This window comes from Halorubrum gandharaense, assembly GCF_054654575.1.
In genome coordinates, this window is the sequence record NZ_BAAIET010000001.1 from 1,756,266 (window position 1) to 1,781,576 (window position 25,311).

The following is a 25,311-nucleotide window of genomic DNA, read 5'->3' on the forward strand; positions in this document are numbered from 1 at the left end:
AGCAGCCAGCGATGCTTGGTCACGAAGGGAAGGCGGGCGACCTCGTCTTAGCAGTACCGATTGCCACAGGTGGGAGCGATCCGCGGGCCGACCACGGGGTCGGATCACCCGGCCAACGCGGTTGGCCACCGATTTTTTTGGCGTTGCTTCCGGATCCACACCCAGACCATGACTGGCGCGCACAACGTACCGAAGGGCGTGAGCCTCGACACGCTCCACGAGATCATCGCGGGGTGGTCCGAAGTCGGCGCCGCGGCCGAGCCGAAGTACACGTCGTCCGTCGAGGATGTGACGGGGGTGTCCGACGCCGTCGGACGACAGACGCGCTTCCTCGAGGAGATCGGGGTGCTCGAGGCGCACGGACAGAAGCACGAGCTTACCCCGAAAGGCGAGAAGCTCGCCGGCGCGCTCGCCATCGACGACGATGAGTTCGCCCGCGAACACGCACGAGAGTTTCTGGAGGAGTGGCCCGTTACGGAGGAGATCCGGGGGATCCTCCGCGGCAACCCGTCGAGCGAGGACGAACTCGTTCCCCTGATCGCGACGATTACGGAGGAGGATCCCACGTCGCGACGGATCGAGACGGGACTGTCGACGCTCTTGGAGTTTTACGAGTGGGCCGACCTTTTCGAACGCGACGAGGAGGGACGATATCACCTCCCTGCGGAAGCGGAATCCGCTGAGACGCCCGTCGCCGAAACGTCCGAGGAAGCGGGCGCCGAGGGCGCCGAGCTCCCCGCGGAAGGCGAGACCGAGGCGGCCGAGACCGCCGGCGAGGCCGTGGAGAAGGAAGCGGCCGAGGAAGTAGCGGAGGAAGCAGTCGAGGAAGTAGCGGAGGAAGCGGTCGAGGAAGTAGAGGAGGAAGCGGTCGAGGAAGTAGCGGAGGAAGCAGTCGAGAAAGTAGAGGAGGAAGCGGTCGAGGCGGTCGAACAAACGGGTGAGGAAGTCATCGAGGCGGTTGCGGAAGCCGGCTCGGAAGCAGTCGAGGCGGTCGAGGAAGCCGGTACCGAAGCCGTCGAAGAAGATGAAGAAGGCGGTGCTGAAGTGGTCCAGGAAGCAGCAACCGAAGCAACGGAGACCGAACCTATGGAATCTGAATCCGAGGATACGGAAGCCGTTATCGAGGATGCACAGGAAGTCGTCGAGGAGACCGAAGACCTCGTCGACGAGGTACAGACCGAGGCCGAGGAGGTCCTCACACAAGTCGAACCTGAGGATGAGCTGCCGTCGGAATCCGAATCCGAATCGGCCGGCACCGAACCCGAACCGGAGACCGAATCGACCGAGGACGTGATCGAGGACGCACAGGAGGTCGTCGAGGAGACGGAGGAGCTCGTCGAGGAGGTCTCGGAGACGATTCCCCACGAAGTCGCCGCCGAGGAGACCAAAGAAGCGGGCGCCGAAGAAGCAGGCACCGAAGAAGCAGGCCCCGAAGAAGCAGGCCCCGAAGAAGCGGGCGAAGCGGTAGCAGATGTCGCCGAGGAAGCCGAAGCGGTGGCCACGGATGTCGAGGAGACCGCCGAGGATGTCGAGGAGGCCGCGAAGGGTGCCGTGGAAGCCGCCGAGGGCGCCGCGGCGGCCGCCGAGAAAGCCGGCGCTGGCGATGGCGAACGAGAGGGCGAATCGGAGGTCGAAGCGGTCGCCGAGGACCTCTCCGACGCCGTCGCAGAGGTTGAACAGACGCTCGCCACGGAGATCGCGGAGCTGGTCGAGGAGCACGAGGCCGAGGAACTGGAGGACGCAGTCGCCGAGGCGACCCGCAACGTCGTCGAGGATGTCGCCGCCGAGGCCGATGTCGATGTCGAGGAGCTGATCGAAGCGATCGAAGCATCGATCGAGAGTCTCCTCGGCGGCCCGGACCCGAGCGAGCCGATGGCTGCGGTCCAGGCACGCACGACCGAGGCGCTGTCCGAGAGCGAGAAAGCGACCTCGTCCTCCGGCGAGAGATCGACGGCCGCGTCAACGCCATCGGCAGCCGAATCGACTGGAGATTCCGGTGAGGCACAGCCGACCGTCGAAGCCGGAGGCGGAGATGGTGCCGAGGACTCCGAGGTTGTCATTTCGATCGGCGACGACTCGGGCGTCGAGATCGAGGTCGGCGGCGGCGTCGACGCCGAAACGCTCGAGGAGGTGATCGACATCGACTCGGACGACCTCGTCACCGACGGCGGCCAGCCGGAGGCCGAGACGACGGACGGCTCCGGCGGCGAGGGCGCCCTCGCGCTGGAGGACGTCGACTCCGAGGTGACCATCCAGGTCGGTGACGACGACGGCGTGACGATCTCGCTCGGCGGCGACGGTGAGGAAGATGAGGAGGAAGTCGAGGAAACCGCCAAGGACGTTGCGGAAGAAGCCGAAGAAACCGCTGGAGAAGCAGCGGGCGCCGTCGAGGAAGCGGCCGGAGAGGCCGAAGGCGCCGTCGGGGAAGCGGCCGGAGAGGCCGAAGGCGCCGTCGAGGAAGCGGCCGAGGAGGCCGAAGGTGCCGTCAAGGAGGTCAAAGAGACGGCCGAGGAAGCAGTGGAGGAGGCGACCGAGGAAGGCGAGGATGCCGTCGGCGTCGCAACTGCGGCGACGGAAGAGACGCCGGCGGAGCTCTCCTCGGCGATCGAGGAAGTGGCCGACGCGGCCGAGGAGGTCGCCGAGGCCGAGGAGACGCTGGAGGAGGCCGCTGACGCGGCGAAAAAGGCGGCCGAGGCGGCTCAGGACGCAGCAGAGGCGATCGGCGACGTTGAGACCAGCGTCGAGGCGGAAGCCGACGTGGGTGCGTCCGCCGCTGCGCCGGCGACACAGGACCACGCGCTGTCGCTGGGGATCGACCTCGACGCGGACTCCGACGACCTGGAGGCGATCGTCCGCGGAATCCGGAAGGGACTCTTACAGGACGAACAGGAAGACGAGGAGTAGGGGCGTACCCCCTGCCAATCGTCCGCCGATGCGGCCACCGAAAACCACGCCGGCGCCAACGAGGACGCCACGGATCGCGACCGCAGGTGACGAGCGCTCACGAACGACACCCTGAAGCGGCGGCCACGGCAACGCCCGGGCAATGCGCCAAGTCCTCGCGTATCCCGTCCGTGGCGCGGGGCGTCTTGACGCCGTGCTCGTCGTCGGCGGGCTTCACCTGCTCGCCGTCTGGGTCCCGCTGCTCCCGTTCGTCGCGGTCGCCGGGTACCTGCTTCGGGTGTTTCGGGGGACCGCCGAAGCAGGGCGAGTCCGCGACACCGAGCGCCCCGAATGGCGACCGGTGAAACCCCTCCTGATGGACGGACTCCGCGTCATCGTCGTCTGTGCAGGTTATCTCGTGGTGCCGCTCGTGCTACTCGTCGTCACCCTCGGAGGCCCGTTAGAGCAGGTCGACCCGACGGGCACGACCGACGGTCTCCTCTTTCTCGTTGGCTCGACCGTCGTCATGCTGCTGACGCTCGGGGCCATCTACCCCCTGCCCGCCGCACTCGTCGCAGTCGCCCGCGAAGGGACGCTGCGGGCGGCCGTCGACCGTCGGCTGATCGGGAGCGCCTGCCGGGACGGCGGCTACCTGTTCGCGGTCATCGTGGCGTGGACGCTGGTCGCGCTCGTCGCCGCCGTCTACACCCCGCTCAACGCCGTCGCACTCGGGTTCTTCCTCGCCGCGTACGTGGAGGTCGCCGCGGCCGCACAGGTGGGGGCCGCGACGGGCCGGGCGTGGGAGCGCCGCGGGCTCTAACCGCAGTAAGCCGGCGCTTTTTAAGTGACTCCCGGGCGGAGCCACGCGCATGGAACACGACGACCCGGCCGTCGGGCGCGCACGGCTGCTCGCGACGGTCCGCGTCCAATACCCCGACACGCTGGACCGGCGGGGATCGGGTGGGGACCACGGAGACCACGGGGACCACGAATCCCCCACATGCGGCGGGTTCGAGCTGCTTCATCCGACGACGGGCGAGCCGTACTCCGGCGACCGCCGTCACCTCGTCGCGACCTGCCGGGCGACCGCCAACTTCGCGCTCGGCGCGGTCGCCGGCGGCCCGGACTGGTGCCGTGAGGCGGCGAGCCACGGGCTCGACTTTCTCGCTGACGGCCACCGCGGCGCGGAGGGGTTCCACCTCGTCGTCGACGCCGACGGCGACACGGTCGACCGCACCCGGTCGGCGTACGCCCACGCGTTCGTCCTGCTGGCGTACGCCCGGGCGACGGAAGCCGGACTCGACGGCGCCCGTGACGGGCTGGACCGCGCCGCCGACCTCCTCGACGACCGGTTCGTCGAGTCGAGCGGGCTGCTCCGCTCGGACTGCGATCCGGACTGGGACGAGTTGGAGCCGTACCGCGGCCAGAACGCCAACATGCACGCATGTGAGGCGTATCTCGCCGCGTACGAGGCGACGGGCGACGACCGGTTTCTCGCCCGTGCGCGGACGATCGCCCACGGGCTCACGGTCCGACTGGCGGCGGAGACCGACGGCCTGCTGTGGGAGCACTACACCGCCGACTGGGACCACGACTTCGCGTACAACGCCGACGAGCCGCGCCACCAGTTCCGACCGCCGGGCTATCAGCCGGGCCACCACCTCGAATGGGCGAAGCTGCTCGCGCTGCTCGACCGCTACGACGGTCCAGCCAATGGCGGCGGTCACGACGCCAGCGACGCCGGCGACGCCGCCGACGACCGCCCTGAAAACGGCTGGTACGCCCGCGCCGTCGAGCTGTTCGACGACGCCGTCGACCTCGGCTGGACCGGTGACGGCTTCGCGTACACCGTCGGTCGCGACGGCGCGGTCCGCGTGCCGGACCGCTATGGCTGGGCGGTCGCCGAAGGGATCGGCGCGGCCGCGGCGCTCGCGGAGCGGGCCGAGGCGCACGGTGTCGAGCGCGACGACGAGCGCTTCCGCGAGTGGCACGCCCGGCTCGTCGACTGCGCGGAGCGCTTCCGCGGGCCGGCCGGACTCTGGTACGAGAAACGGGTTGGCGCCGATAGCGGTGCTGGGGTGGCTGCGGACCCGGCGGGTGGGGACCGTGGGAACGACTCCCGCGTCCCGCCCGACCCGCCGGGCGTCGAACCCGACTACCACCCGCTCGGAGCGTGGTACGAGAGCTGGCGCTCGTTCGGCGCGACCACTGGTTGGTGACCGACCCGGGACGATCGGCGGTCGTCCGTTTGAGCATGCTCCCGTGACCGAATTCGCCCGACGGCGAGCGCCAAGCAGTGACAAACGAGTTCGCCTTCGACGAACTGCCGACGCATACTTTTTACTCAGTTCCGGATTGTCATCGTGAACAGTTAAGTAAGGCGAGAGCCCACGTACCAATGATGATGAATGACGATGAGACTCACGGAGCTGACGAATCTCACCCGATCTCCCGTCGCCGGTATGTCGCCGGCGCCGGCGCAGTCGCCACGGTCGGACTGGCCGGCTGTGCCGACGACGCCGACGAGGAGTTCGAGGAGGACGACGGGACGAACGGGGACGACACCGGCGATGAAGAGCCGCCGGAGGACGTCGACGAGGGTGACCTCGAAATCGTCCACTGGTGGACCGCAGGTGGGGAGGAGGACGCGTACAACGCGCTGCTCGACGGCTTCCGCGAGGAGCATCCCGACATCGAGGTCGTCGACAATCCCGCACCGGGCGGCGCCGGCTCCGCGATCGACACCGTGATCCAGAACCGCGTGCTCGACGGGAACCCGCCGAGCACGTTCCAGATCTGGCCCGGGCAGGCGATGACGCCGTACACGGACGCCGACCTGCTTGAGGACATCGGCGACTCCGTGTGGGACGACGAGATGCGCGAGGCGTACCTCGACGACGTGGTCGACCTGTCGCGTCCCGCCGGCGACCTGGTCGCGGTGCCGATCAACATCCACCGGCTCAACAACCTCTTTTTCAACGCCGAGGTGCTCGACTCGGCCGGCGTCGACGCGACGGACATCGACGACCCGCAGGGACTGCTCGACGCCTTAGAGACGATCGACGAGGAGACGGACGCCACGCCGCTCGCCCACCAGACACAGAGTCCGTGGTCGACGCTCCAACTGTTCGAGGCCGTCTTCCTCGGCCAGCAGGGCGCCGACGATTACGCGTCGTTCGTCGACGGCGACGTCGAATCGCTCGAAGATGAGGTTCGGGAGGCGCTCGAACTGCTCGTGGAGTACAGCGAGCATTACCCCGAGGACGCCGGCTCCATCTCGTGGGACCAGGGCAACAGCCAGCTCATCCAGGGCGACGCCGCGTTCCTCCACCAGGGTGACTGGGCGGCCGGCCAGTACCAGGGCACCGACGACTTCGAGTACGGCGAGGACTGGGACATGGTGGCGTTCCCGGGGACGACCGGCGTCTACCACTCCGTCATCGACTCGTTCGTCTTCCCGACGAACAACCCGTCGCCGGAGGCGACCGAGCAGTTCCTCAACTACGCCGGCACGGTCGACGCCCAGGAGCGGTTCAATCCGGTCAAGGGGTCGATTCCGCCGCGGACCGACGTGCCGATGGACGAGTTCGGGCCGTTCCTCACCAGCCAGTTCGAGGACTTCCAGAACTCCACCAGCCAGCCGCCGACGATCGCCCACGGTACTGCCGTGGCGCCGGCGATCCACTCCGAGCTGGAGGAGGCGTTCGCTAACTTCAACGAGAACCTCGGCGTCGACCAGGCGTACGAGGCGATCCGCGACGCGTTCTAACGCCCAATGCTCGGGCGGCTCTTTCGACAGTTAACGAGCGCGGTCAGCCGCGGGAGAAGCGGCGGCACCGACGAGACCGACCTCCGGACCGACGGCGGCACGCACGCGGATGCGGACGTCGGCGCGGACGCTGCCGACGCAAACGAGTCCGACGGGACGTCGCCTCTCACCCGGTTCCGTCGCAGCCAGTTCATCGAATCGCTCCCGTTCTGGGGCCCACCGGGGCTCCTCGTGTTGGTGTTCGTCTACGGCGCGGTGTCGTGGAACTTCCTCATCTCGCTGACGGGGTGGGAAGGACTCGGCCAGCCGGAGTACACCGACCTCACGCTGGAGGCGTACTGGACGCTGATCGGGGACGCCTCCTTCTACTTCGCGTTCCGCAACACGCTGGTGTTGTTGTTGGTTTTCACCGTGCTGTCGCTGGGGATGGGGCTGATACTGGCGATCCTCATCGACCGCGACATCCGGTTCGAGAACACGCTACGAACGATCTACCTGCTCCCGATGAGCCTGTCGTTCGTCGTGACGGCCATCTTCTGGTCGTGGATGTACAACCCCCGGGTCGGGATGATAAACGAGCTGATCCGCGCGGGGATCGGCGTCGTCGACTTCGTCGTCTTCTGGACGACGATCGAGGCGTCGTTCCTCACGCCGGCGTGGCTCGCGAATCCCACGACGAAGCTCGGCGCGATCATCTTCGCGCTGATGTGGCAGTTCTCGGGCTACTGTATGGTCGTCTACCTCGCCGGACTGCGCGCCATCCCGACCGCTCAGTACGAGGCAGCGCGGATCGACGGCGCCTCGTCGCTGCAGATGTACTGGCGCGTGATCATCCCGCAGCTCCGCGCGTCGACGATGTCGGCGGCGGTCGTGCTGATGGTGTTCGCGCTGAAGGCGTTCGACTTCCTGTTCGTCCTGTTCGGGGTCAACCCCGGGCAGTCGGCGGACATCCTCGCGGTGATGATGTACCGCGTCGCGTTCGACCGACTCCAGTGGGCGTACGGCTCCGCGGTCGCGATGGTGCTGTTCCTGATGGCGCTGTCGGTGATCGGCCCGTACCTCTACCTGCAGTACAAGCGGGGTGAACTATGAGCACACTCGACGACCTGCGAACGACGGCGACGGAGATGGAACGGTCTCGTATCGGCCTGTACGCCGTGCTGCTGGCGATGGTGGCGTTCTACCTCGCGCCGCTGGAGTCCGGCCTCATGACGGCGTTTAAAACGGAGGCCGGGTTCACGCAGACGACGCCGTTCGCGCCCCCGCCGGTCGGCGAGTTCACGTTCGCCGCCTGGCAGGTCGCGTTCGAGCGCCTCCAGCAAGGGCTCATCAACAGCGCGCTGATGGCGATCCCGGCGACCGTGCTGTCCGCGTTCTTCGGCTCGATCGCCGCATACGGGCTGACGAATCTGAAGTGGCGCGGCCAGCTCGGGATCCTCGTGCTGTTCGTCGCCGGCGTCTTCCTGCCGTACCAGTCCGTGCTGGTGCCGCTGACGCAGTTCTGGTCGGCCGTCGACCTCGGCGGGCGGATCCCGCTGGCGGTCGTCGCCGACTACGAGGGGCTGATCCAGCTGAGCATCACCCACGCCGCCTACGGCATCCCCATCTGTACGGTGCTGTTCCGTGCGTACTACGCCACGATCGACGAGGAGATGCTGGAGGCGGCCCGGCTCGACGGCGCGTCGGCGATGACGATCTACCGGCGCATCGTGCTGCCCCTGTCGATCCCCATCTTCGCGGTGACGCTCATCTACCAGTTCACCCAGGTGTGGAACGACCTCCTGTTCGCGATCGTGTTGGTCAGCGACCCGTCGAATCAGGTGGTCACCGTGGCACTGAATCAGATGCAGGGATCGTTCGTTCAGCAGTATAATCTCCAGATGGCCGGGGCGTTTATCGCGGCGTTGCCGACGCTCGTCGTGTACGTCCTCTTCGGTGAACAGTTCGCGAAAGGCGTCGCAGGTGAATCATAATGGCACGACTCGAACTCGACTCGGTGACGAAACGATTCGGCGAGGGTGACGATGCGGTCCTCGCCGTGGATGACGTGAACGTCGACATCGCGGACGGGGAGTTCCTCGTCTTGGTCGGTCCCTCCGGCTGCGGGAAGTCGACGACGCTCCGCATGGTCGCGGGGCTCGAAAGCATCACGGACGGCGAGGTCCGGCTCGACGACGAGCGGATCAACGAGCAGGGCCCCGCGGAGCGGGACATCGCGATGGTGTTCCAGAGCTACGCGCTGTATCCGCATATGACCGTCCACGAAAACATGCGCTTCGGGCTGGAGGAGTCCACCGAGCTCGACGGCATCGAGATGGACGAACGCGTCGCTCGGACCGCGAAGCTCCTCGATATCACGGAGTTGCTCCACCGCAAGCCCGGCGCGCTCTCGGGCGGCCAGCAGCAGCGGGTCGCCCTGGGTCGCGCCATCGTGCGCGAGCCGTCGGCGTTCCTGATGGACGAGCCGCTCAGCAACCTCGACGCCAAGCTTCGCTCGCAGATGCGGACGGAGCTCCAGCAGCTCCAGGAGGATCTCGACACGACGACCATCTACGTCACCCACGACCAGACGGAGGCGATGACGATGGGGGACCGCATCGCCATCCTCGACGCCGGCGAGCTCCAGCAGGTGGCGACGCCGCTGGAGGCGTACCACCGGCCTGCCAACCGCTTCGTCGCGGGGTTCATGGGCGAGCCGTCGATGAACTTCCTCGAAACCGACACCGACGGCGAGACCCTCGTTGCGGACGGGCTGACGTACCCGCTGGCGGATAACGCCGCGGCCGCCGTCGCTGACGCCGACGCCGTCACGCTCGGGATCCGGCCCGAGGACGTGGTCGTCGGCAACGCGCCACTCGATGACGTCGACGCCGCCCACACCTTCGAGGGGACCGTCGACGTGGTCGAACCGATGGGCAACGAGAACATCGTCCATCTCGACCTCGCGGCCGGTCCGTCGATCAAGGCAACCATCACGGGACTCCGGCAGGTGCAAGCCGGCGCCGAGGTTGCCGTCGGAATCCCGGCCGAGGCGATCCACCTGTTCGACCGTGGCACCGGGAAGGCGATCCACAACCGGTCGTTGGCGGACGCCGACCTCGACGCGCCCCAACCGTAGGGCGCGCGGACGAGATCGCCCATCTTCGTCGTCTCCTTCTCCGTTACTCCGTCCGTTGGGTCGCGTGGTACTCCGGCGTGAAGCGCCGAAACCGACGGGTATTCCCGCGCGCGAGCGCAAGATTGTCACCAAGATGAGCAAGGACTACATCGAGGTCCGCGGGGCCGAGGAGCACAACCTCAAGGACCTCGACGTCCGCATTCCGCGCGAGGCGTTCACCGTCGTTACCGGCCTCTCGGGGTCGGGGAAGTCGTCGCTCGCGTTCGACACCGTCTACGCGGAGGGCCAGCGCCGCTACATCGAGTCGCTGTCGGCGTACGCCCGGAACTTTCTCGGGCAGATGGACAAACCACAGGTCGAGGCCGTCGAGGGGCTCTCGCCGGCGATCTCCATCGACCAGAAGAACGCCGCCAACAACCCGCGCTCGACGGTCGGCACCGTCACGGAGCTGCACGACTACCTCCGGCTGCTGTACGCGCGGATCGGGACGCAGTACGACCCGATCACCGGCGAGGAGGTCGGTGAGCAGTCTGCACAGGACATGGTCGCACAGATCCTCGACCTCCCCGAGGGAACCCGTGCGAAGATCGCGGCACCCGTCGTTCGCGACCAGAAGGGGGCGTTCGAGGACCTGTTCGAGGAGCTGGTCGCCGACGGCTACAGTCGCGTGGAGGTCGACGGCGAGGAGCTCGACCTCACGCTCGACGACCCCGAGCTCGACCAGAACTACGACCACACGATCGACGTGGTCGTCGACCGCGTGAAGATCTCGCCCGACGCCCGCTCGCGGATCACGGACTCGGTGGAGACCGCACTGGAGGAGGCCGACGGCGCGCTCAAGCTGATCGTCCCCGACCCGCCCGCCGACGTGCCGTTCGCGTCCAACACGCGCTCGACGGGGTCGCTGTCGGCGGACGCCGAGGGCGACGACCGGCTCGTCGTGGAGTTCTCCGAGGAGCTCGGCAACCCCAACTCCGACTTCCAGTTTTCGGCGATCGAAACCCGCTCGTTCTCCTTCAACAGCCCGTACGGCGCCTGCCCGGAGTGTGAGGGGATCGGGTCGGCCAAGGAGGTCGACGAGGATCTCGTGATCGAGGACCCCGAAAAGCCCCTGAAGGACGTGTTCGAGGCGTGGTCGTACAACCGGTCGTACTACCGCACCCGGATCGACTCGGTCGCCGAGCACTTCGGCGTGAGCGTGGAGACGCCATGGAACGAGCTGGACGAGGACGTTCGCCAGCAGTTCCTCTACGGCACCGACGAGCAGGTCGTCTTCAAGCGACAGACGAAGAACGGCACCCGGCGGAAGGAGAAGCGGTTCGAGGGTGTCATCCCCAATCTGGAGCGCCGCCACGTCGAGACGGAGTCACAGTCCACCCGCGAGCACATCGAGGAGTACATGGCCGTCACCACGTGTCCGGACTGTTCGGGCACGCGGCTCAAGGAGCAGTCGCGACACGTGCTCGTTGACGGGACGGCGATCACGGAGGTGAACCAGCTGTCGATCGGCGACGCCCGCGAGCACTTCGAGGGGCTGGAGGAAGCGCTCGACGAGCGCGAGACGAAGATCGCCACGGAGATCCTCAAGGAGATCCGCGCTCGCCTCGGATTCATGGAGGAGGTCGGGCTGGAGTACCTCACGCTCGACCGCGAGGCGTCGACGCTTTCGGGCGGCGAGAGCCAGCGGATCCGGCTCGCCACGCAGGTCGGGTCGGGGCTGGTGGGCGTGCTGTACGTCCTCGACGAGCCCTCCATCGGGCTCCACCAGCGCGACAACGACCGTCTGCTCGACACGCTGGCGGGCCTGCGCGACCTCGGCAACACGCTCGTCGTCGTGGAGCACGACGAGGAGACGATGCGCCGGGCCGACCACGTGATCGACATGGGGCCGGGCCCCGGCAAGCGCGGCGGCGAGGTGGTCGCGGAGGGCGACTTCGACGACATCGTCGCGAGCGACGAGTCGATCACCGCGGACTATCTCTCGGGACGCAAGGAGATCCCGGTGCCCGAGGAGCGCCGCGAGCCCGACGGCGAGCTCGTCGTGCGCGGCGCCCGCCAGCACAACCTCCGGGACATCGACGTGTCGCTCCCGCTCGGGACGCTGACGACGGTAACGGGCGTCTCCGGCTCCGGCAAGTCGACGCTGGTCCACGACGTTCTTTATAAGGGACTGGTCCGCGAGATGAACGACAACACGAGCGTCGACCCCGGCGAGCATGACGGCATCGAGGGGTTAGACGAGATCGAGACGGTGCGGCTCATCGACCAGTCGCCCATCGGGCGGACGCCGCGCTCGAACCCCGCGACGTACACGGACGTGTTCGACTACATCCGCGAGCTGTTTGCCGAGACCAAACTCGCCAAGCGCCGCGGCTACGAGAAGGGGCGCTTCTCGTTCAACGTGAAGGGCGGTCGCTGTGAGGAGTGTGGCGGGCAGGGCACCGTGAAGATCGAGATGAACTTCCTCTCGGACGTGTACGTCCCCTGCGAGCAGTGTGGCGGGTCCCGCTACAACGACGAGACGCTCGACGTGGAGTACAAGGGGGCGACGATCGCCGACGTGCTCGACATGAGCGTCGAGGAGGCGTACGACTTCTTCGAGAGCCACCAGGGGCTCCAGCGCCGCCTGAAGCTCTTAAAGGACGTGGGGCTCGACTACATGGAGCTCGGCCAGCCCTCCACCACGCTCTCGGGCGGCGAGGCCCAGCGCGTCAAGCTCGCGGAGGAGCTCGGCAAGAAGGCGACCGGCGACACCCTCTACCTGCTCGACGAGCCGACGACGGGGCTCCACAAGGCAGACGAGCGCAAGCTGATCGACGTGCTCCACCGGCTGGTCGACGGCGGCAACACGGTCGTCGTGATCGAACACGAGCTCGACATCGTGAAGAACGCCGACCACGTCGTCGACCTCGGCCCCGAGGGCGGCGAAGGTGGCGGCGACCTCGTCGCGGAGGGAACGCCCGAGGAAGTGGCGAACGACGACGACTCACACACCGGTCGCTACCTGCGTGACCTGCTTCCGAAAGTGGACGCCGAGGGGCCGCGGAGTGACCGCCGGAAGCCCGCGAAGGCGGCCGACGACGACTGAAAAGGGGATCGGCGGCTCCGTTGAAATCCTCAGAAGGTGACAAACTCTGGGTTGGGTGCCGTTAGTACGGGCGGTTGAGAGAATCTGGTGTTGATCGACCTCGGGAGTAGGTGTTGTACGTGGGCGGGTGCGGAGTTTATAAGTAGATCGAGGTTAGGGTTGTCTCTCGTTTATAAGCAGAGTTTGTCCGATGAGTCGAAGGCTCTGCGCATGTGAGGACCGCCTTCAAAAGCCCCAGCCGGCTCCGGTCGAGGGGCTCGCTGCGCACTCAAAAGGGCTCGCGATGCTCGCCCTTTTGAGTGCTTACGTCGCCCGTCTTCCCGGAGCCGGCTGCCCCTTTGAGTCCCACCCCGCACCGCCCCGCAACCGCACCTCACGCCTCCCCAGCCTCGTCGTCGCCTGCGGCGACGACTCCCTCGCGCGCCGGCGAGCACCCGCTGGGCGCTCGCCGGGCGCGCCACCGCACCGCGTCTTCATTTATAAGTGGGGCGTCGCCGCCGCTCTCGTTTGTTTATATACTCCGTCGACGGCGACGAGTTGCAATACCCACCCCCGATCTCGATCACCAAGCAAGTCTCATCGACCAGCTGTCTCACGCTATTTTGAATTCCCGAATAGGCCAAAAACGTTCGGACGCCTACTCGTTCTCGTTCTCGTACAGTTCCAGGTCGGCGACGATGCCGTACGGGTCCTGGCCCTTCCGGATCGCGTCGACGATGCGGAACGCCTCGTCGGGCGCGAGGAAGTGGCGGGTGATGGCGTGGCCCAGCGGCGTGGGCTCGAAGCCGTCGATGAAGTTCCACTCCAGCAGCTTGCCGATCGCGTGTTTCGTGGGGATCTCGCCGATCATCCGGTCGTTGAGCCGCTTGGCCTTCTTGCCGGCGACCACGACGTTCGCCAGCGTCTCCTCGACGGCGGCGGTCTCGTCGTAGTGGGTCGACACGTCCTCCATCTCGCCTTTCAGGAGGGTGAACGCGACCTCGTCCTCCGTCCGGTCCATGGAGTTGTGGTAGATGCCGTCGGGCTCCACGAGGAGGTAGACGCGCCCGCGGTCGTGGTAGTCCGGCCGGCCGGCCCGCCCGAGCATCTGTGAGAACTCCTGGACGGAGAGCCACTCGATCCCCATCGCCAGCGAGTCGAAGATCACCTGCGAGGCGGGGAAGTCGACGCCGGCGGCGAGCGCGGCGGTCGTCACGACCGCCGACAGGTCCTGATCGCCGAACATCCGCTCGACCTGCTTGCGGCGGCCGTAGTCGAGGCCGGCGTGGTACGGCGCGGAGTCGTAGCCGATCTTCCGGCTGATCTCGTGACAGCGCCGGCGGGAGTTGGTGAAGATGATCGTCTGCCCGCGATACCCCTTCGAGGATTTGGTGTCGAACTCGCGTTTGACGAGCTTGTTGGCGATCTGCGCCTTCTCGCGCTCGTCAGCGAAGGTGACGTGTCGCTCGATGGGGACTGGGCGCTCCTCGTACTCGATCAGGGTCGCACGGAGGTTCCGCGCGAGCCACTCGGGATTGCCGACGGTCGCCGAGAGGTAGACGAACTGGGTGCCGCCGTACCCCGAGTGCGTCTCCATCCGGTTCTCGCTGTAGTACTTCAGCCGCGAGATGAGCCCGTCGAGCCGGTGGCCGCGCTCGCCCTCCTTGAGGGTGTGGACCTCGTCGATGACGACGGTTCCCACGTCGCCGAGGTCCTTGCCCGTCCGGAGCGCGTGGTCGATCCCCTCGTAGGTGCCGACGATCACGTCGGCGTTCGGGTCGAAGCGGTTGCCGTCGTCGCTCACCCGAGAGGAGCCGACGCGGATGGAGACGTTGAGGTGGTCGCCGTACCGGTCTTTGAAGTCCTCGTGTTTCTGGTTGGCGAGCGCGACGAGCGGCACCAAAAAGAGGAGCTTCCCGTCACCGCGGAGCGCGCGGTCGATGCCCGTAAGCTCGCCAACGAGCGTCTTCCCGGTCGCCGTCGCGCTCACCACGAGCTGGTCGTCGCCGTCGAGCAGGCCGTTCCGCACGGCAAGACTCTGGACGGGGAGCAACTCCTCGAAGCGCCCCTGCACCATCCGCGAGAGATCGGGGTGGAGATCGAGCTCCTCGGTGCGGACGGGGGACACGTCGTCGACGTTGGCAGACACCTCGTCGAACTTCGTGAGGTCGGGGTCGAGCCCACCCTGAAGCAGATTGACGATCCGGTCGAGGTCACCGGACTCGTACAGGAGGTCCTCCAGCCGGTCCTCGGCGGCACCGGTGAACTCGCCTTTATACGAGAGCTCCCGCTCCAGCTCGCGGCGGGCACAGTCGTGGCAGATGTGCTCGCCGTTGTGCTCGATGGCCGTCTCCTCGGTGATCGGGCCGTAGCGCCCGGCGTTCGCACACTGGCGGCAGGTCCGGACGGCGAGCGCGTCGAGCTGGTAGCCGTCCAGCATCTCCTGGAGGCGCTCGCGGCACTCCGGGGAGGTCTGCTGGGAGATGCGGATGCGGCCCGCGGCGCGCGCGAGATCGACGAACTCGTCCGGCTGGCGGGGGTCCTCGTCGTCGTCCCGGACGACGCGGAACTTCCCGGGGCGGGGACCGGCTGACGTTTCCTTCAACTCGAGACGCCCGCGGAGCACGCGGTTGCCGTCCCGGAGGGCGACGACCGTGTAGTCGCTCCGCCCCTCGTGGAGGAACAGCGTCTCGACGTCGGCCAACTGCTGTGACACTGTCCCCTTGTACGCTACTGGGGTATTTCAGCGATCCGTCTGCGAGATGGGGTGTGGAGACCGTTGGAGACCTGCGGAGCCGGCGACCGCCGAGCGCTTTCGCCCCGAACCCCCCTTGTTTGCGGCTCCGTGTTGGATGCTCGCCGCGCTCCCCGGTTGCGGTTTTCGGTCGTCGAACGCAGCGACCTGACCACTTCCACCCCGGGAGCATGAGGTTCATAGGTGATGACGACCAAGCCCAGTCGTAATGGCGCAGGCCGGGAACCAGGACCTCACCGAGCGGTTCATCCAGTTTTACCGAAACTACTATCGAGACGAGATCGGGACGCTCGCCCAGAAATATCCGAACGAACAGCGCTCGCTGTACATCGACTACGACGACCTCTTCCAGTTCGACCGGGACCTGGCGGAGGACTTCCGTAGCCAGCCGGACCAGATGCGCGAGTACGCCGAGGAGGCACTCCGCCTGTACGACCTGCCGGCCGACGTGAGCCTCGGGCGCGCGCACGTCCGGATCGAGAACCTCCCCGAGAGCATCGACATCCGTGGCATCCGCGTCCACGACGACCACATCGGCCAGCTGGTCTCCGTCCAGGGGATCATCCGCAAGGCGACCGACGTGCGCCCCAAGGTGACCGAGGCCGCCTTCGAGTGCCAGCGCTGCGGCACGATGACGTACATTCCCCAGAGCGACGGCGGCTTCCAGGAGCCCCACGAGTGTCAGGGCTGTGACCGGCAGGGTCCCTTCCGCGTGAACTTCGACCAGTCGGAGTTCATCGACTCCCAGAAGCTCCGCATCCAGGAGTCCCCCGAGGGGCTCCGCGGCGGCGAGACACCGCAGTCGCTCGACGTCGACATCGTCGACGACATCACCGGGAACGTCACGCCCGGCGACCACGTCACCGCGGTCGGCGTGCTCCACATCGAGCAGGTCGAGCAGGGCAACGAGAAGTCCGCCATCTTCGACCTCTACATGGACGGCGTCTCCATCCGCATCGAGGACGAGGAGTTCGAGGACATGGACATCACCGACGCGGACAAACAGGAGATCATCGAGCTCTCCAACCGGCCCGACATCTACGACGCGATGGTCGAGTCGCTGGCGCCGGCGATCTACGGCTACGAGGAGGAGAAGCTCGCGATGGTGCTCCAGCTCTTCTCGGGCGTCACCAAACACCTCCCCGACGGCTCCCGGATCCGCGGCGACCTTCACATGCTGCTGATTGGAGATCCAGGTACCGGAAAGTCTCAGATGATCAGTTATGTCGAGAATATTGCCCCAAGATCAGTTTATACCTCCGGTAAGGGATCATCCGCTGCAGGTCTCTGCGTTACAGGAGATACGAAAATCCACACCTCGGATGGGTTCGTTCCGATCCGCGACATCGCGAACGAGCACCACCCGAAACCGGTCGACACGGAGACGTCCGTGGAGACGGGACACGACCTATACACGTTCGACCGTGAGACCGGGACGGTTGATCTCGCCGAAAGTTCACACGTCTGGCGCATGCCGGAAAAACCGTGTCGGCGGATCGAAACCGCACACGGGAAGCACCTCGAAGCATCGGTTAACACTCCCGTACTCGTCTGCGGAGACAACGGGATCGAGTGGCGCGAGATCTCGGACGTCGACGCCGGCGACCACGTTGCCGTTCCAAGCTACGCCAACGTCGAACGTTCCTCGCCCTCGATCCGTGAGTACGTGGAGTTCACCGAGGAGAAGCTCAAGCCGAGCGACGAGTCGGTCACGTTCCTCCGGAACCGGCTTCGCGAGGAGTTCGGTACGCTGCGCGACGCCGCCACAGCACTCGATCTCACCGAGGACTTCGTCTACGACACCCTCGTGAACCGGCACATTCCGCTCGATAAACTCGACACCGTCCTTGACGCGATCGACGCGGACCGGAACGATGTCGACGTCGAGCGCGCGATGCTTCGCCACGGCGATGGAGTGCGAATTCCCGATGCGTTCGACGCGGATCTCATGTACCTGATCGGACTCGTTTTCGGTGACGGAGACGTGATGGTCTCTCGGCGTGGAGGGAACCGAGGCCACGTTCGGATTTCCAACTCGGACGAGGAACTCCTGACACATGCCATCGAGATAATCGAATCGAAGTTCGACAAATCAGTGGATATCGAATATCAGGACGACCGCGTCCCCTGCATTCGGCTCCACAGTGCAACCGTCGCTCGCTTCTTCAGCAACGTCGGCGTCGAGTCGCCAAAAACCGACATTTCCCTCGACCCGCGACTGACGACCGCGGAGCACGCTGACGCGTTCCTGCGGGGCCTGTTCGATGCAGATGGATCCGTGTGTCCCCGTGACGACGGTGGGTCAAGTGTTCAGTTCTCGACCGTCTGTGGCGATCTCGCTGAACAAGTGCAGTTGATGCTGGAAACGTACGGTGTTCGTCCACGAACGCGCGAACGCGACCGCCGTGGAACGTACGAGCGTGCCGACGGGCACGAGATCGAGTCGACATCGGTCCAGACGCACCTTGCCATTTACGGAAAGGAACTCGACGAGTTTGCTGACCGCGTCGGCTTCCGATCGACGACGAAGTCGGCTGCACTGGACGGGATCGTTCGCGATGCTCCTCGACGCGGCGAACGTCTCCCGGTAGGTGATGTCCTCGCCCGGACCGATGGAGGTGCAACCACGTACTGGCAGAACCTGAATCGAGGAGACGACCCGAGTCGCGAGCGCGCACTGTCGATGATCGACGAGATCGATCTTGGAAACGTCGAATCAGTCGTGGAGGAAGTCGCTGAGGCCGACCTCGTCTGGGACGAAGTCGTCGGCGCCGAGGATACGGGCGAGAAGGAAGTGTTCGACCTCACGGTCCCGGACACGCACAACTTCCTCGGAAACGGCCTCGTGACGCACAACACGGCCGCTGCGGTACGCGACGACTTCGGCGACGGCCAGCAGTGGTCGCTGGAGGCCGGCGCGCTCGTCCTCGCGGACAAGGGGATCGCGGCGGTCGACGAGCTGGACAAGATGGACTGCGTGACCGGCGACACGCTGGTCGCGTGCTCGGACGGTCGCGTCGAGCGCATCGACGAGCTGGCGAGGGAGGCCGCCGAAGACGGCGAGGTGGAGCAGCTCTCGAACGGGCAGCTCGTTCGCGACATCGACCTCGACGTCTGGACGATGGACGAGAACGGGCGGCTGGTCGAGCGTCCGGTCTCGGTCGTCCACGAGTACGACGCGCCGAGCGAGCTGACGCGGGTGCGGATGGAGACCGGGGAGACGCTGACCGCGACCGCGGATCACCCGTTCTTCCTCATCGAGGACGGCGAGCGCGTCGAGCGCGAGGCGGCCGAACTCGAAGCCGGCGACTGGGCGTACGTCCCTCGCGAGATCCCGACGCCGGCCGCCGACGGGGCGGGAGTTGCGGCGGAGATGCAGGCGAAGGGGGCGAAGCAGGCGGAGACGAACGCGCCGACTCCGGGCACGGGTTCGATTGCGAACGACGCCGAACGCGACGGAAGCGTCGACACCGCGATGGCGAGCGTGCTGGGGTACCTCTCCGGCGACGGCAACGTCTACTACGATCGCAAAGAGGGCTCGTACGGCGTTCGGTTCACGAACGCGGACGACGAGCTACTGGACGACTTCGAGCGGGCGGCCCGGGAGACGTTCAACGCGGATCCCACGCGCCCGCCGAGCGAACAGCGGGATGACGGCATCGAAACCGTGCGCGTCACCGGAAAGGAACACGCCGACGCCGTGCTCGACGCGGGGATGAACCTCGGCCGGTACGACGAGAAGTGCTTCCCGACGGCGGTGTCGACCGGCTCCCGCGCGGCGAAGGCCGCCTTCGTGGGCGCGCTGGCCGACAGCGAAGGGCACGTCGACGAGTCGGCGGGCCACATCCGGATCGCCTCCGCGAGCCAGGATCTGCTTCGTGGGACCCGTACCCTCCTCCTTCAGTTCGGCGTGTCGAGCCAGCTCCAGCATCGCGCTCGTGAGGAGGGCCGAGACGTGTACTCCCTCACGGTAACCGACGCCGACTCGCTTGCGGCGTTCCACCGGTACATCGGATTCGCGGCGAGCCGCAAGGCAGAGGCCCTCGAACGCGTCGTCGAATCCGCCGACGGCGACCGCACGATCCTCGACGTGGTTCCGGAGATCGACGAACTGCTCGCGACGACTCGCGACTCGCTCCGGCTGCATCAGGACGAGTGCGGGCTCAACGCGGGCACCTACCACGACTTCGAGAGCGGTGCGGCGAACGTCTCGCTCCACCGTGCCGAGCGCGTGCTCGACGCGTTCGAGCGGCGTGTGGAGACGGCAGCCGAGGAGCTCGCCGCGCTCGACGACGAACCGGCGTGGGAGACCCTCACCGAGCTGCGGAACCGCTACCACGTCTCCCAGTCCGAGCTCGCCGAGGGAACGGCGCTGTCACAACAGCAAATCTCCCTCGGCTGGGGCGAGAATGCGGCGGTCCACCAGACGGTTACCAGCCGACTCCGTGAGGTCGTCGACGCGGTCGCGGCGACCGACCTCGATCCGCTCCGCACGTTCGTTCGCGGCGACGTGAAGTGGCGACGAGTGGAGTCCGTCGAGACCGTGGACCCCGAATCGACCGAGCACCGCGGCCGCGTGCTCCGCGAACGACTCGCGGACGTGCTCGGCGGTCCCGCCGAAACCGCCGAGCGCCGTGCTCGAGAGCTACTCGACCGCGACCCGAGTGCGGCGACCACCGAGGCGGAGTTGACGGCGGCGCTCAACGCCCACGGGGTCAGCCAGGAAGCGGTCGCTTCCTCGCTCGGCGTGGACCAGGCGACGGTGTCGCGGTGGCTTGCCGGCGCCGTCGAGACCGACCGCTTCGCGGAGCTGCGTGAGGCGGTGCTGAGCGAAGTGGACGCTACCAGGGAGGAACTCGACTCGCTGCTGAGCCGGATCGAGGACGGCCGGACGCCGAAGGTGTACGACCTGACCGTCGAGGGGACGCACAACTTCCTCGCGAACGGGCTCGTCGTCCACAACTCCTCGGACCGCTCCGCGATGCACGAGGGGCTCGAACAACAGCAGATCTCCGTCTCGAAGGCAGGAATCAACGCGACGCTGAAGGCGCGGTGTTCGCTGCTCGGCGCCGCAAACCCCAAGTACGGCCGGTTCGACCAGTACGAGCCGATCGGCGAGCAGATCGACCTCGAACCCGCGCTCATCTCGCGGTTCGACCTGATCTTCACGGTCACCGACCAGCCGGACCCGGAACACGACTCCCGGCTGGCCGAGCACATCCTCAAGACGAACTACGCCGGCGAGCTCAACACCCAGATCGAGAACGTCCCGACCTCGGAGTTCACGAGCGCGGAGGTCGACGAGGTCACCGAGCAGGTGGCGCCGGAGATCGACGCCGAGCTGCTGCGCAAGTACATCGCGTACGCCAAACGGAACTGCTATCCGACGATGACCGACGAGGCGAAAGACCGGATCGAGCAGTTCTACGTCGACCTGCGCTCGAAGGGGATGGACGAGGACTCCCCGGTGCCGGTCACCGCCCGCCAGCTGGAGGCGCTGGTGCGGCTCGCGGAGGCGAGCGCCCGCGTGCGCCTCTCGGACACGGTCGACGAGGAGGACGCCGAGCGCTCGACGGAGCTCGTCGAGTCCTGTCTGCAGGACATCGGGGTCGACCCGGAGACCGGACAGTTCGACGCCGACGTGGTCGAAACGGGTACCTCGAAGAGCCAGCGCGACCGGATCAAGAACATCAAGGGGCTCATCGCGGACATCGAAGAGGAGTACGACGAGGGCGCGCCCGTCGACGAGGTGCTCGACCGGGCCGGCGAGATCGGCCTCGACCCCGGAAAGGCCGAAGGGGAGATCGAGAAGCTCCGCACCAAAGGCGAGGTGTACGAGCCCAAACAGGGTCACCTCCGGACGACGTAGATGGACCGGATCAGCGCCCTGCGGAACGTCGAGGACGCGCTCCGCGGGTTCGAGAAGGGAGACGCCGACCTCACGACGATGGAACGACGCGTGGCCGCCACGCTCCGCACCTACGCGACGGAGTTCGAGGGCGACGACGACGTGTTCCGCGCGGTTGGCGACGAGCCAGCCCACGGAACGGTCGTCGTCGCTCCCACGGAGCCGGCCGCCCGAGAACGGGTCCAGGCGGCGGTCGGGGTGACCGGGGCCGAGGCGGACGCTGGCGATAAGGACGCCGACGATGGGGATGCCGGCGACCACCACCCGAGGTTCAAGGTCGAGCGGATCTGAGGGATCGCCGCGCCGAATCGACCCGGCACCGGTCGTCCGAAGATAGTTCACTTATTTAGTCCGTAAGAATTATTCATAATTACACCTCATGGAACCCCATGCTGCTGGTCGTGACGTACTCGGCGCCCGCACGAGCCGGGCTGCGGAACGCGTGTGACGGGCATCCGGAACAGGTACGGCGGCGGTTCGGGCGAGCGGCACTGCTGGAGCCGACGGCGTACGGGGCGTTTCTCACGCTCCGACTTCGCGCGGCCCACGGCGACGACGTGCAGGTCGAGCGCACCCGGCCGTTCAACGAGTTCGCCGACGTGGCCGACGAGGTGCGCGAGGCGGCGGCCGCCTACGCCGCCCGGGAGACGCCGTCGACGCCGTACGCCGCGTTCGCGGCGGGCACCGACCACCCCGATCCGGAGACGCTGAAGGGGCGGGAACTGTGAGGGGTCACGACGGGACGATACCCGCAACGTCGGAGACGCGACCGGTTCCCCGCCCGCCCACCGTGCTCGGAGCCGTGCCGGCGACGGCGTCCGTGCTGGCGCTACTGGCGGCGGCGGCCCGCTCCCGTGGCCGGCGGTCGTCCGTCCACGGGGAGCTTACGGAGCTGGCAGCAGCGCTCGCCCACACGGATCCGGTACGGGTGGACCTCCGGAGCGCCCGCGAACGTGTCGCCGAGGCCACCGCGGACGAGGCGCGCCTTCGTGAGCGGGTCGCCGCCGCCCGCGGCGAGGTCCGCGCGCTCCGCGGCGTCGAGGGGGCCGATCGGGACGCGGATGCGGCCGCGGCCGGCGAGGAGCTGGAGGCGGCAGCCGCGGCGCTCGCCCGCGCGGAGACGGCCCGCGTGGCGGCCGAGCAGGCGCTGGACCGGTGCCGGGAGCGCGCCGCCGCCGCGAGGGACGCCCGCGAGCGCCGGCTGCAGCTTCGGGACCGGCTGGAGAACCGACGGCGGGATGCCCGCTGGGAGCTGTCCGCCGGGCTCCATGGGGAGTTCCACAGGGCACTCGCGGCCGTCCCCGGCAGAGATGGACGGGAACCGGGTGATCTGCGCAACGGGAACGACCATCCGGTCGCGTACGAGGGCGACCACGTTACGGCGGCGCTGGCCGCCGTTCGCCTCGCCGAACTGGACGGCCCGGTCCGGATCGCTGCGGCGGTCGCCGAGCGGTTCACGAGGCCACCCGAGCGGGTGCTCGGCGTGGCTGTCCGGCGACCGCTGCCGGAGCCCGCCCCGACCCTTAGGTAGGAAGCCGCGGCATCCGGCGTATGCAGCTCTCCTGGAGCACGGCTCACGCCGCGGCCGGCGTGGTCCTCGTTCGGTGTCGACTCCACAACGACGGCGAAACCCCTCGACGGGGTCGGCTTCGCTGCCGGCTCGCCGGTCCCGTTCTCCCGCCGCGGCGCCGCGAGGTGCCGCGTCCGGGATTCGACGCCGACGGCGTCGACGTGCGGCTGGCGCCCGGCGAGCGCCGCGGCGTGGGGTTCGCGGTCGTCCTCGACGCGCCACCGGATGGCGACGACGCCGGAGCCGCGAGGGGCGCGAAGAACGCGAAGAACGCAGAGAACGGCCCCGCGGACCCGCCAGTCGAACTCGTGGACGTGAAGCCGGCGGCGACGCGCGACGACGGTCGACCCGACGACGACCTCGCCCACGGCGACGGCGGCCGGTCGCCGGTCGGCCCCGCGCGGGTGGACGGCTGGCTCGACGCGGTGGAACGGCGGGTCGAGCGGGGCGAACGGCTCTCGGACGCCGACGCCGCCACCGCAGCCGAGGTGTTGGCGGCGGCCGGCGGCGCGGCGGCGCTCGACGACCTCGACGAGCGACTGGCCGGGGACGCCGAGCGGCTCCGACGGGTGGGCGAGCGGGCGACGGCGCTCGCGAAGCGTGCGGAGGCCGCCGACCCCCCGACGGACGCGCTGGAGCGGCTGCGATGATCCCCGCGGTTGCGGGCGGAGCAGGTGGCGGAAGAAGGTGATGGGGAAGCAGCGGGGGAGGGCGGCGTGGACGCGTCGACGCCGGCGGACGACGTTGCCGCGGCTCCCGAGCGCGACGCCGCCGACGCCGTCCGGATCCTCGCCGAGCGGGCCCTCCGAGCGGGCTCTCCGAGCGCACGCGGGCGACACGAAACGCGCCTCGGCGCAGCGCCGATGCTCAGCAGGCGGGGTCCCAAGTAGCAGCGTCTCCGATGGGCCGTGGCGCGCCAGTTCGCGCCCGTCGGGCGCGAACTGCACGCGAGGGAGGCGGCGGGCGCCCGCGGCGCGGTGCGGAGCCCGCGGGCGGCCGCCCGCCGAGGCTGGGGAGGCGTGAGGTGCGGAGCCGTGAGGTGCGTGGCCGTGAGGTGCGTGGAGGATTACGGAGCGACCCGATCGAAGCGAGCCACGAGAAGCCCGCAAGGCGGTTGATGACCCGAGCCGCACTCACTCCGTCAGGTCGACGTAGGTGCGTCGGACGGTAACGGCCGTCACGTCGGCGAGGTCGGCGGCCTCCTGCTGGGTGATCCCGGGCGCGTCGGCCTGCCGGCCGGCGGTGTAGAGGCAGGCGGCGGCGACGCCGACCGGATTGCGCCCGTTGGCGTACCCCTCCGCGACGGCGCGCTCGGCGAGCGCGCGGGCGCGGCGCTCGACGGCGGGGGCACACTCCAGCTCGGAGGCGAACCGGGGGAGGTACTCGGCCGGCGCGGTAGGGCCGATGGGGAGCCCGAGCTCGCGGTTCATCGCGTCGAACGCCGCGCGGTGTTCGGCCTCGTCCGCCTTCGCGGCCTCACACACCTCCTCGACGGTGCGAGCCACATCCGCCGTCCGGCAGGCGACGTAGACGCAGGCGGACGCAAACCCCTCCAGCGACCGGCCACGAAGCAGGTTCGTCTCCTGTGCCGAGTCGAACAGCGAACACGCCGTGTCACGGATGCTGTCGGGCAGCTCCAGCGCGCCCACCACGCGCCGGATCTCGGTGTAGGCGTACACCCGATTGCGCTCCCGTTTCGAGGAGATCCGCGCGCGGTTGTGATGGGTGCGCATCCGCGCCAGTCGACGGCGCTTGCGCCCCGTGACGCGCGTCGACCGGCCGATCTCCGTCGAGAGCCCGCGGTCGTGCCGCGAGCGGGTGAGGGGCGCCCCCGTCCGCTCGGGGTCGTGGTCGTCATCCGCAAAGGAGCGCCACTCCGGGCCATGGTCGATGCGGTCGGACTCCAACACGAGCCCGCAGTCCGCACAGACGCGCTCCGCGTCGGTGGTCTCCGCACGGCCGCCGCACTCCGGACACCGAAGCGGCGAACGAGACACGGCGGGCCGGTCGGCCTGGTCGGCCCGGTTGGCGCAGTCCGAACGGTCGGCGTGCTCCGAACGGTCGGCAGGGGTGGTGCAGTCGGCGCGGTCGGTGCGCGAATGGCAGGTCGAGCGTGTCGGGATCATCACACGTGAGCCTCGGGCCCGATCGCTTACTTAAACTCGGGAGAGATCGCCGGTTCGACGCCAGTCTCGGCGCGAACCACCAATCGATAACCGGTTGGTCAATCCTGATACATTC

Annotated in this window: 15 protein-coding genes; 13 read left to right on the plus strand and 2 right to left on the minus strand. The window is 67.9% G+C overall.

The window, feature by feature from the left end:
- Positions 1-168 precede the first annotated feature (168 nt).
- The 8 genes from ACYQ07_RS08395 (at position 169) to uvrA (ending at position 12,858) form a co-directional block, all read left to right on the plus strand.
- Positions 169-2,904 (plus strand): hypothetical protein, encoded by a 2,736-nt coding sequence (locus ACYQ07_RS08395; RefSeq protein ID WP_459879832.1) that lies wholly within the window; start codon positions 169-171, stop codon positions 2,902-2,904.
- Positions 2,905-3,046: 142 nt separating this feature from the next.
- Entirely contained in the window at positions 3,047-3,703 is a 657-nt protein-coding gene (locus tag ACYQ07_RS08400) for a DUF4013 domain-containing protein (RefSeq protein WP_459879835.1), read from the plus strand.
- A gap of 49 nt (positions 3,704-3,752) precedes the next feature.
- Positions 3,753-5,102 carry an AGE family epimerase/isomerase gene (locus tag ACYQ07_RS08405; protein ID WP_459879837.1) on the plus strand — a complete coding sequence of 450 codons (1,350 nt, stop codon included), beginning with the start codon at positions 3,753-3,755 and terminating at the stop codon, positions 5,100-5,102.
- A 185-nt stretch (positions 5,103-5,287) separates the two neighbouring features.
- Entirely contained in the window at positions 5,288-6,652 is a 1,365-nt protein-coding gene (locus ACYQ07_RS08410; protein WP_459879840.1) for an ABC transporter substrate-binding protein, read from the plus strand.
- Positions 6,653-6,658: 6 nt separating this feature from the next.
- Positions 6,659-7,744, plus strand: coding sequence for a carbohydrate ABC transporter permease (locus tag ACYQ07_RS08415; RefSeq protein WP_459879842.1), 1,086 nt, complete (start codon positions 6,659-6,661; stop codon positions 7,742-7,744).
- On the plus strand, positions 7,741-8,625 hold the full coding sequence (locus ACYQ07_RS08420) for a carbohydrate ABC transporter permease (RefSeq protein WP_459879845.1): 885 nt from the start codon (positions 7,741-7,743) through the stop codon (positions 8,623-8,625). The genes ACYQ07_RS08415 and ACYQ07_RS08420 overlap by 4 nt, the downstream gene beginning before the upstream one ends.
- The gene (locus ACYQ07_RS08425) at positions 8,625-9,770 is read left to right on the plus strand and encodes an ABC transporter ATP-binding protein (protein WP_459879848.1); all 1,146 of its coding nucleotides are present in this window, start codon (positions 8,625-8,627) and stop codon (positions 9,768-9,770) included. Before ACYQ07_RS08420 ends, ACYQ07_RS08425 begins: the two co-directional genes overlap by 1 nt.
- Before the next feature lie 133 nt (positions 9,771-9,903).
- A complete protein-coding gene (gene uvrA, locus ACYQ07_RS08430; RefSeq protein ID WP_459879850.1) occupies positions 9,904-12,858 on the plus strand; it encodes an excinuclease ABC subunit UvrA in 2,955 nt (984 codons plus the stop codon).
- 637 nt (positions 12,859-13,495) lie between these two features.
- Here the strand turns inward: uvrA and ACYQ07_RS08435 are convergent.
- Entirely contained in the window at positions 13,496-15,553 is a 2,058-nt protein-coding gene (locus ACYQ07_RS08435; protein WP_459879852.1) for a DEAD/DEAH box helicase, read from the minus strand.
- Between the two features lie 247 nt (positions 15,554-15,800).
- Between ACYQ07_RS08435 and ACYQ07_RS08440 the strand changes: the two genes are divergently transcribed.
- From ACYQ07_RS08440 to ACYQ07_RS08460, 5 genes are all read left to right on the plus strand, one after another.
- Positions 15,801-21,461 carry an LAGLIDADG family homing endonuclease gene (locus tag ACYQ07_RS08440; RefSeq protein WP_459879854.1) on the plus strand — a complete coding sequence of 1,887 codons (5,661 nt, stop codon included), beginning with the start codon at positions 15,801-15,803 and terminating at the stop codon, positions 21,459-21,461.
- On the plus strand, positions 21,462-21,791 hold the full coding sequence (locus ACYQ07_RS08445; protein ID WP_459879858.1) for a DUF7854 family protein: 330 nt from the start codon (positions 21,462-21,464) through the stop codon (positions 21,789-21,791).
- 98 nt (positions 21,792-21,889) lie between these two features.
- On the plus strand, positions 21,890-22,228 hold the full coding sequence (locus ACYQ07_RS08450; RefSeq protein WP_459879861.1) for a DUF7855 family protein: 339 nt from the start codon (positions 21,890-21,892) through the stop codon (positions 22,226-22,228).
- Positions 22,225-23,031 carry a DUF7856 family protein gene (locus ACYQ07_RS08455; RefSeq protein ID WP_459879864.1) on the plus strand — a complete coding sequence of 269 codons (807 nt, stop codon included), beginning with the start codon at positions 22,225-22,227 and terminating at the stop codon, positions 23,029-23,031. Before ACYQ07_RS08450 ends, ACYQ07_RS08455 begins: the two co-directional genes overlap by 4 nt.
- Before the next feature lie 20 nt (positions 23,032-23,051).
- Complete coding sequence (locus ACYQ07_RS08460; RefSeq protein WP_459879866.1) at positions 23,052-23,720, plus strand: DUF8080 domain-containing protein; 669 nt, start codon at positions 23,052-23,054, stop codon at positions 23,718-23,720.
- 483 nt (positions 23,721-24,203) lie between these two features.
- On the opposite strand, the gene ACYQ07_RS08465 is transcribed toward ACYQ07_RS08460, so the two are convergent.
- Positions 24,204-25,196, minus strand: coding sequence for a transcription initiation factor IIB (locus tag ACYQ07_RS08465; RefSeq protein ID WP_459879868.1), 993 nt, complete (start codon positions 25,194-25,196; stop codon positions 24,204-24,206).
- Between the last annotated feature and the right edge of the window lie 115 nt (positions 25,197-25,311).

Coding starts and splice junctions, on each gene's coding strand:
- ACYQ07_RS08460 (WP_459879866.1), top strand. CDS start 23,052: ATGCAGCTCTCCTGGAGCACGGCTCACGCCGCGGCCGGCGTGGTCCTC.
- ACYQ07_RS08465 (WP_459879868.1), bottom strand. CDS start 25,196: ATGATCCCGACACGCTCGACCTGCCATTCGCGCACCGACCGCGCCGAC.
- ACYQ07_RS08425 (WP_459879848.1), top strand. CDS start 8,625: ATGGCACGACTCGAACTCGACTCGGTGACGAAACGATTCGGCGAGGGT.
- ACYQ07_RS08445 (WP_459879858.1), top strand. CDS start 21,462: ATGGACCGGATCAGCGCCCTGCGGAACGTCGAGGACGCGCTCCGCGGG.
- ACYQ07_RS08420 (WP_459879845.1), top strand. CDS start 7,741: ATGAGCACACTCGACGACCTGCGAACGACGGCGACGGAGATGGAACGG.
- ACYQ07_RS08400 (WP_459879835.1), top strand. CDS start 3,047: ATGCGCCAAGTCCTCGCGTATCCCGTCCGTGGCGCGGGGCGTCTTGAC.
- ACYQ07_RS08450 (WP_459879861.1), top strand. CDS start 21,890: ATGCTGCTGGTCGTGACGTACTCGGCGCCCGCACGAGCCGGGCTGCGG.
- ACYQ07_RS08410 (WP_459879840.1), top strand. CDS start 5,288: ATGAATGACGATGAGACTCACGGAGCTGACGAATCTCACCCGATCTCC.
- ACYQ07_RS08415 (WP_459879842.1), top strand. CDS start 6,659: ATGCTCGGGCGGCTCTTTCGACAGTTAACGAGCGCGGTCAGCCGCGGG.
- ACYQ07_RS08440 (WP_459879854.1), top strand. CDS start 15,801: ATGGCGCAGGCCGGGAACCAGGACCTCACCGAGCGGTTCATCCAGTTT.
- ACYQ07_RS08395 (WP_459879832.1), top strand. CDS start 169: ATGACTGGCGCGCACAACGTACCGAAGGGCGTGAGCCTCGACACGCTC.
- ACYQ07_RS08405 (WP_459879837.1), top strand. CDS start 3,753: ATGGAACACGACGACCCGGCCGTCGGGCGCGCACGGCTGCTCGCGACG.
- uvrA (WP_459879850.1), top strand. CDS start 9,904: ATGAGCAAGGACTACATCGAGGTCCGCGGGGCCGAGGAGCACAACCTC.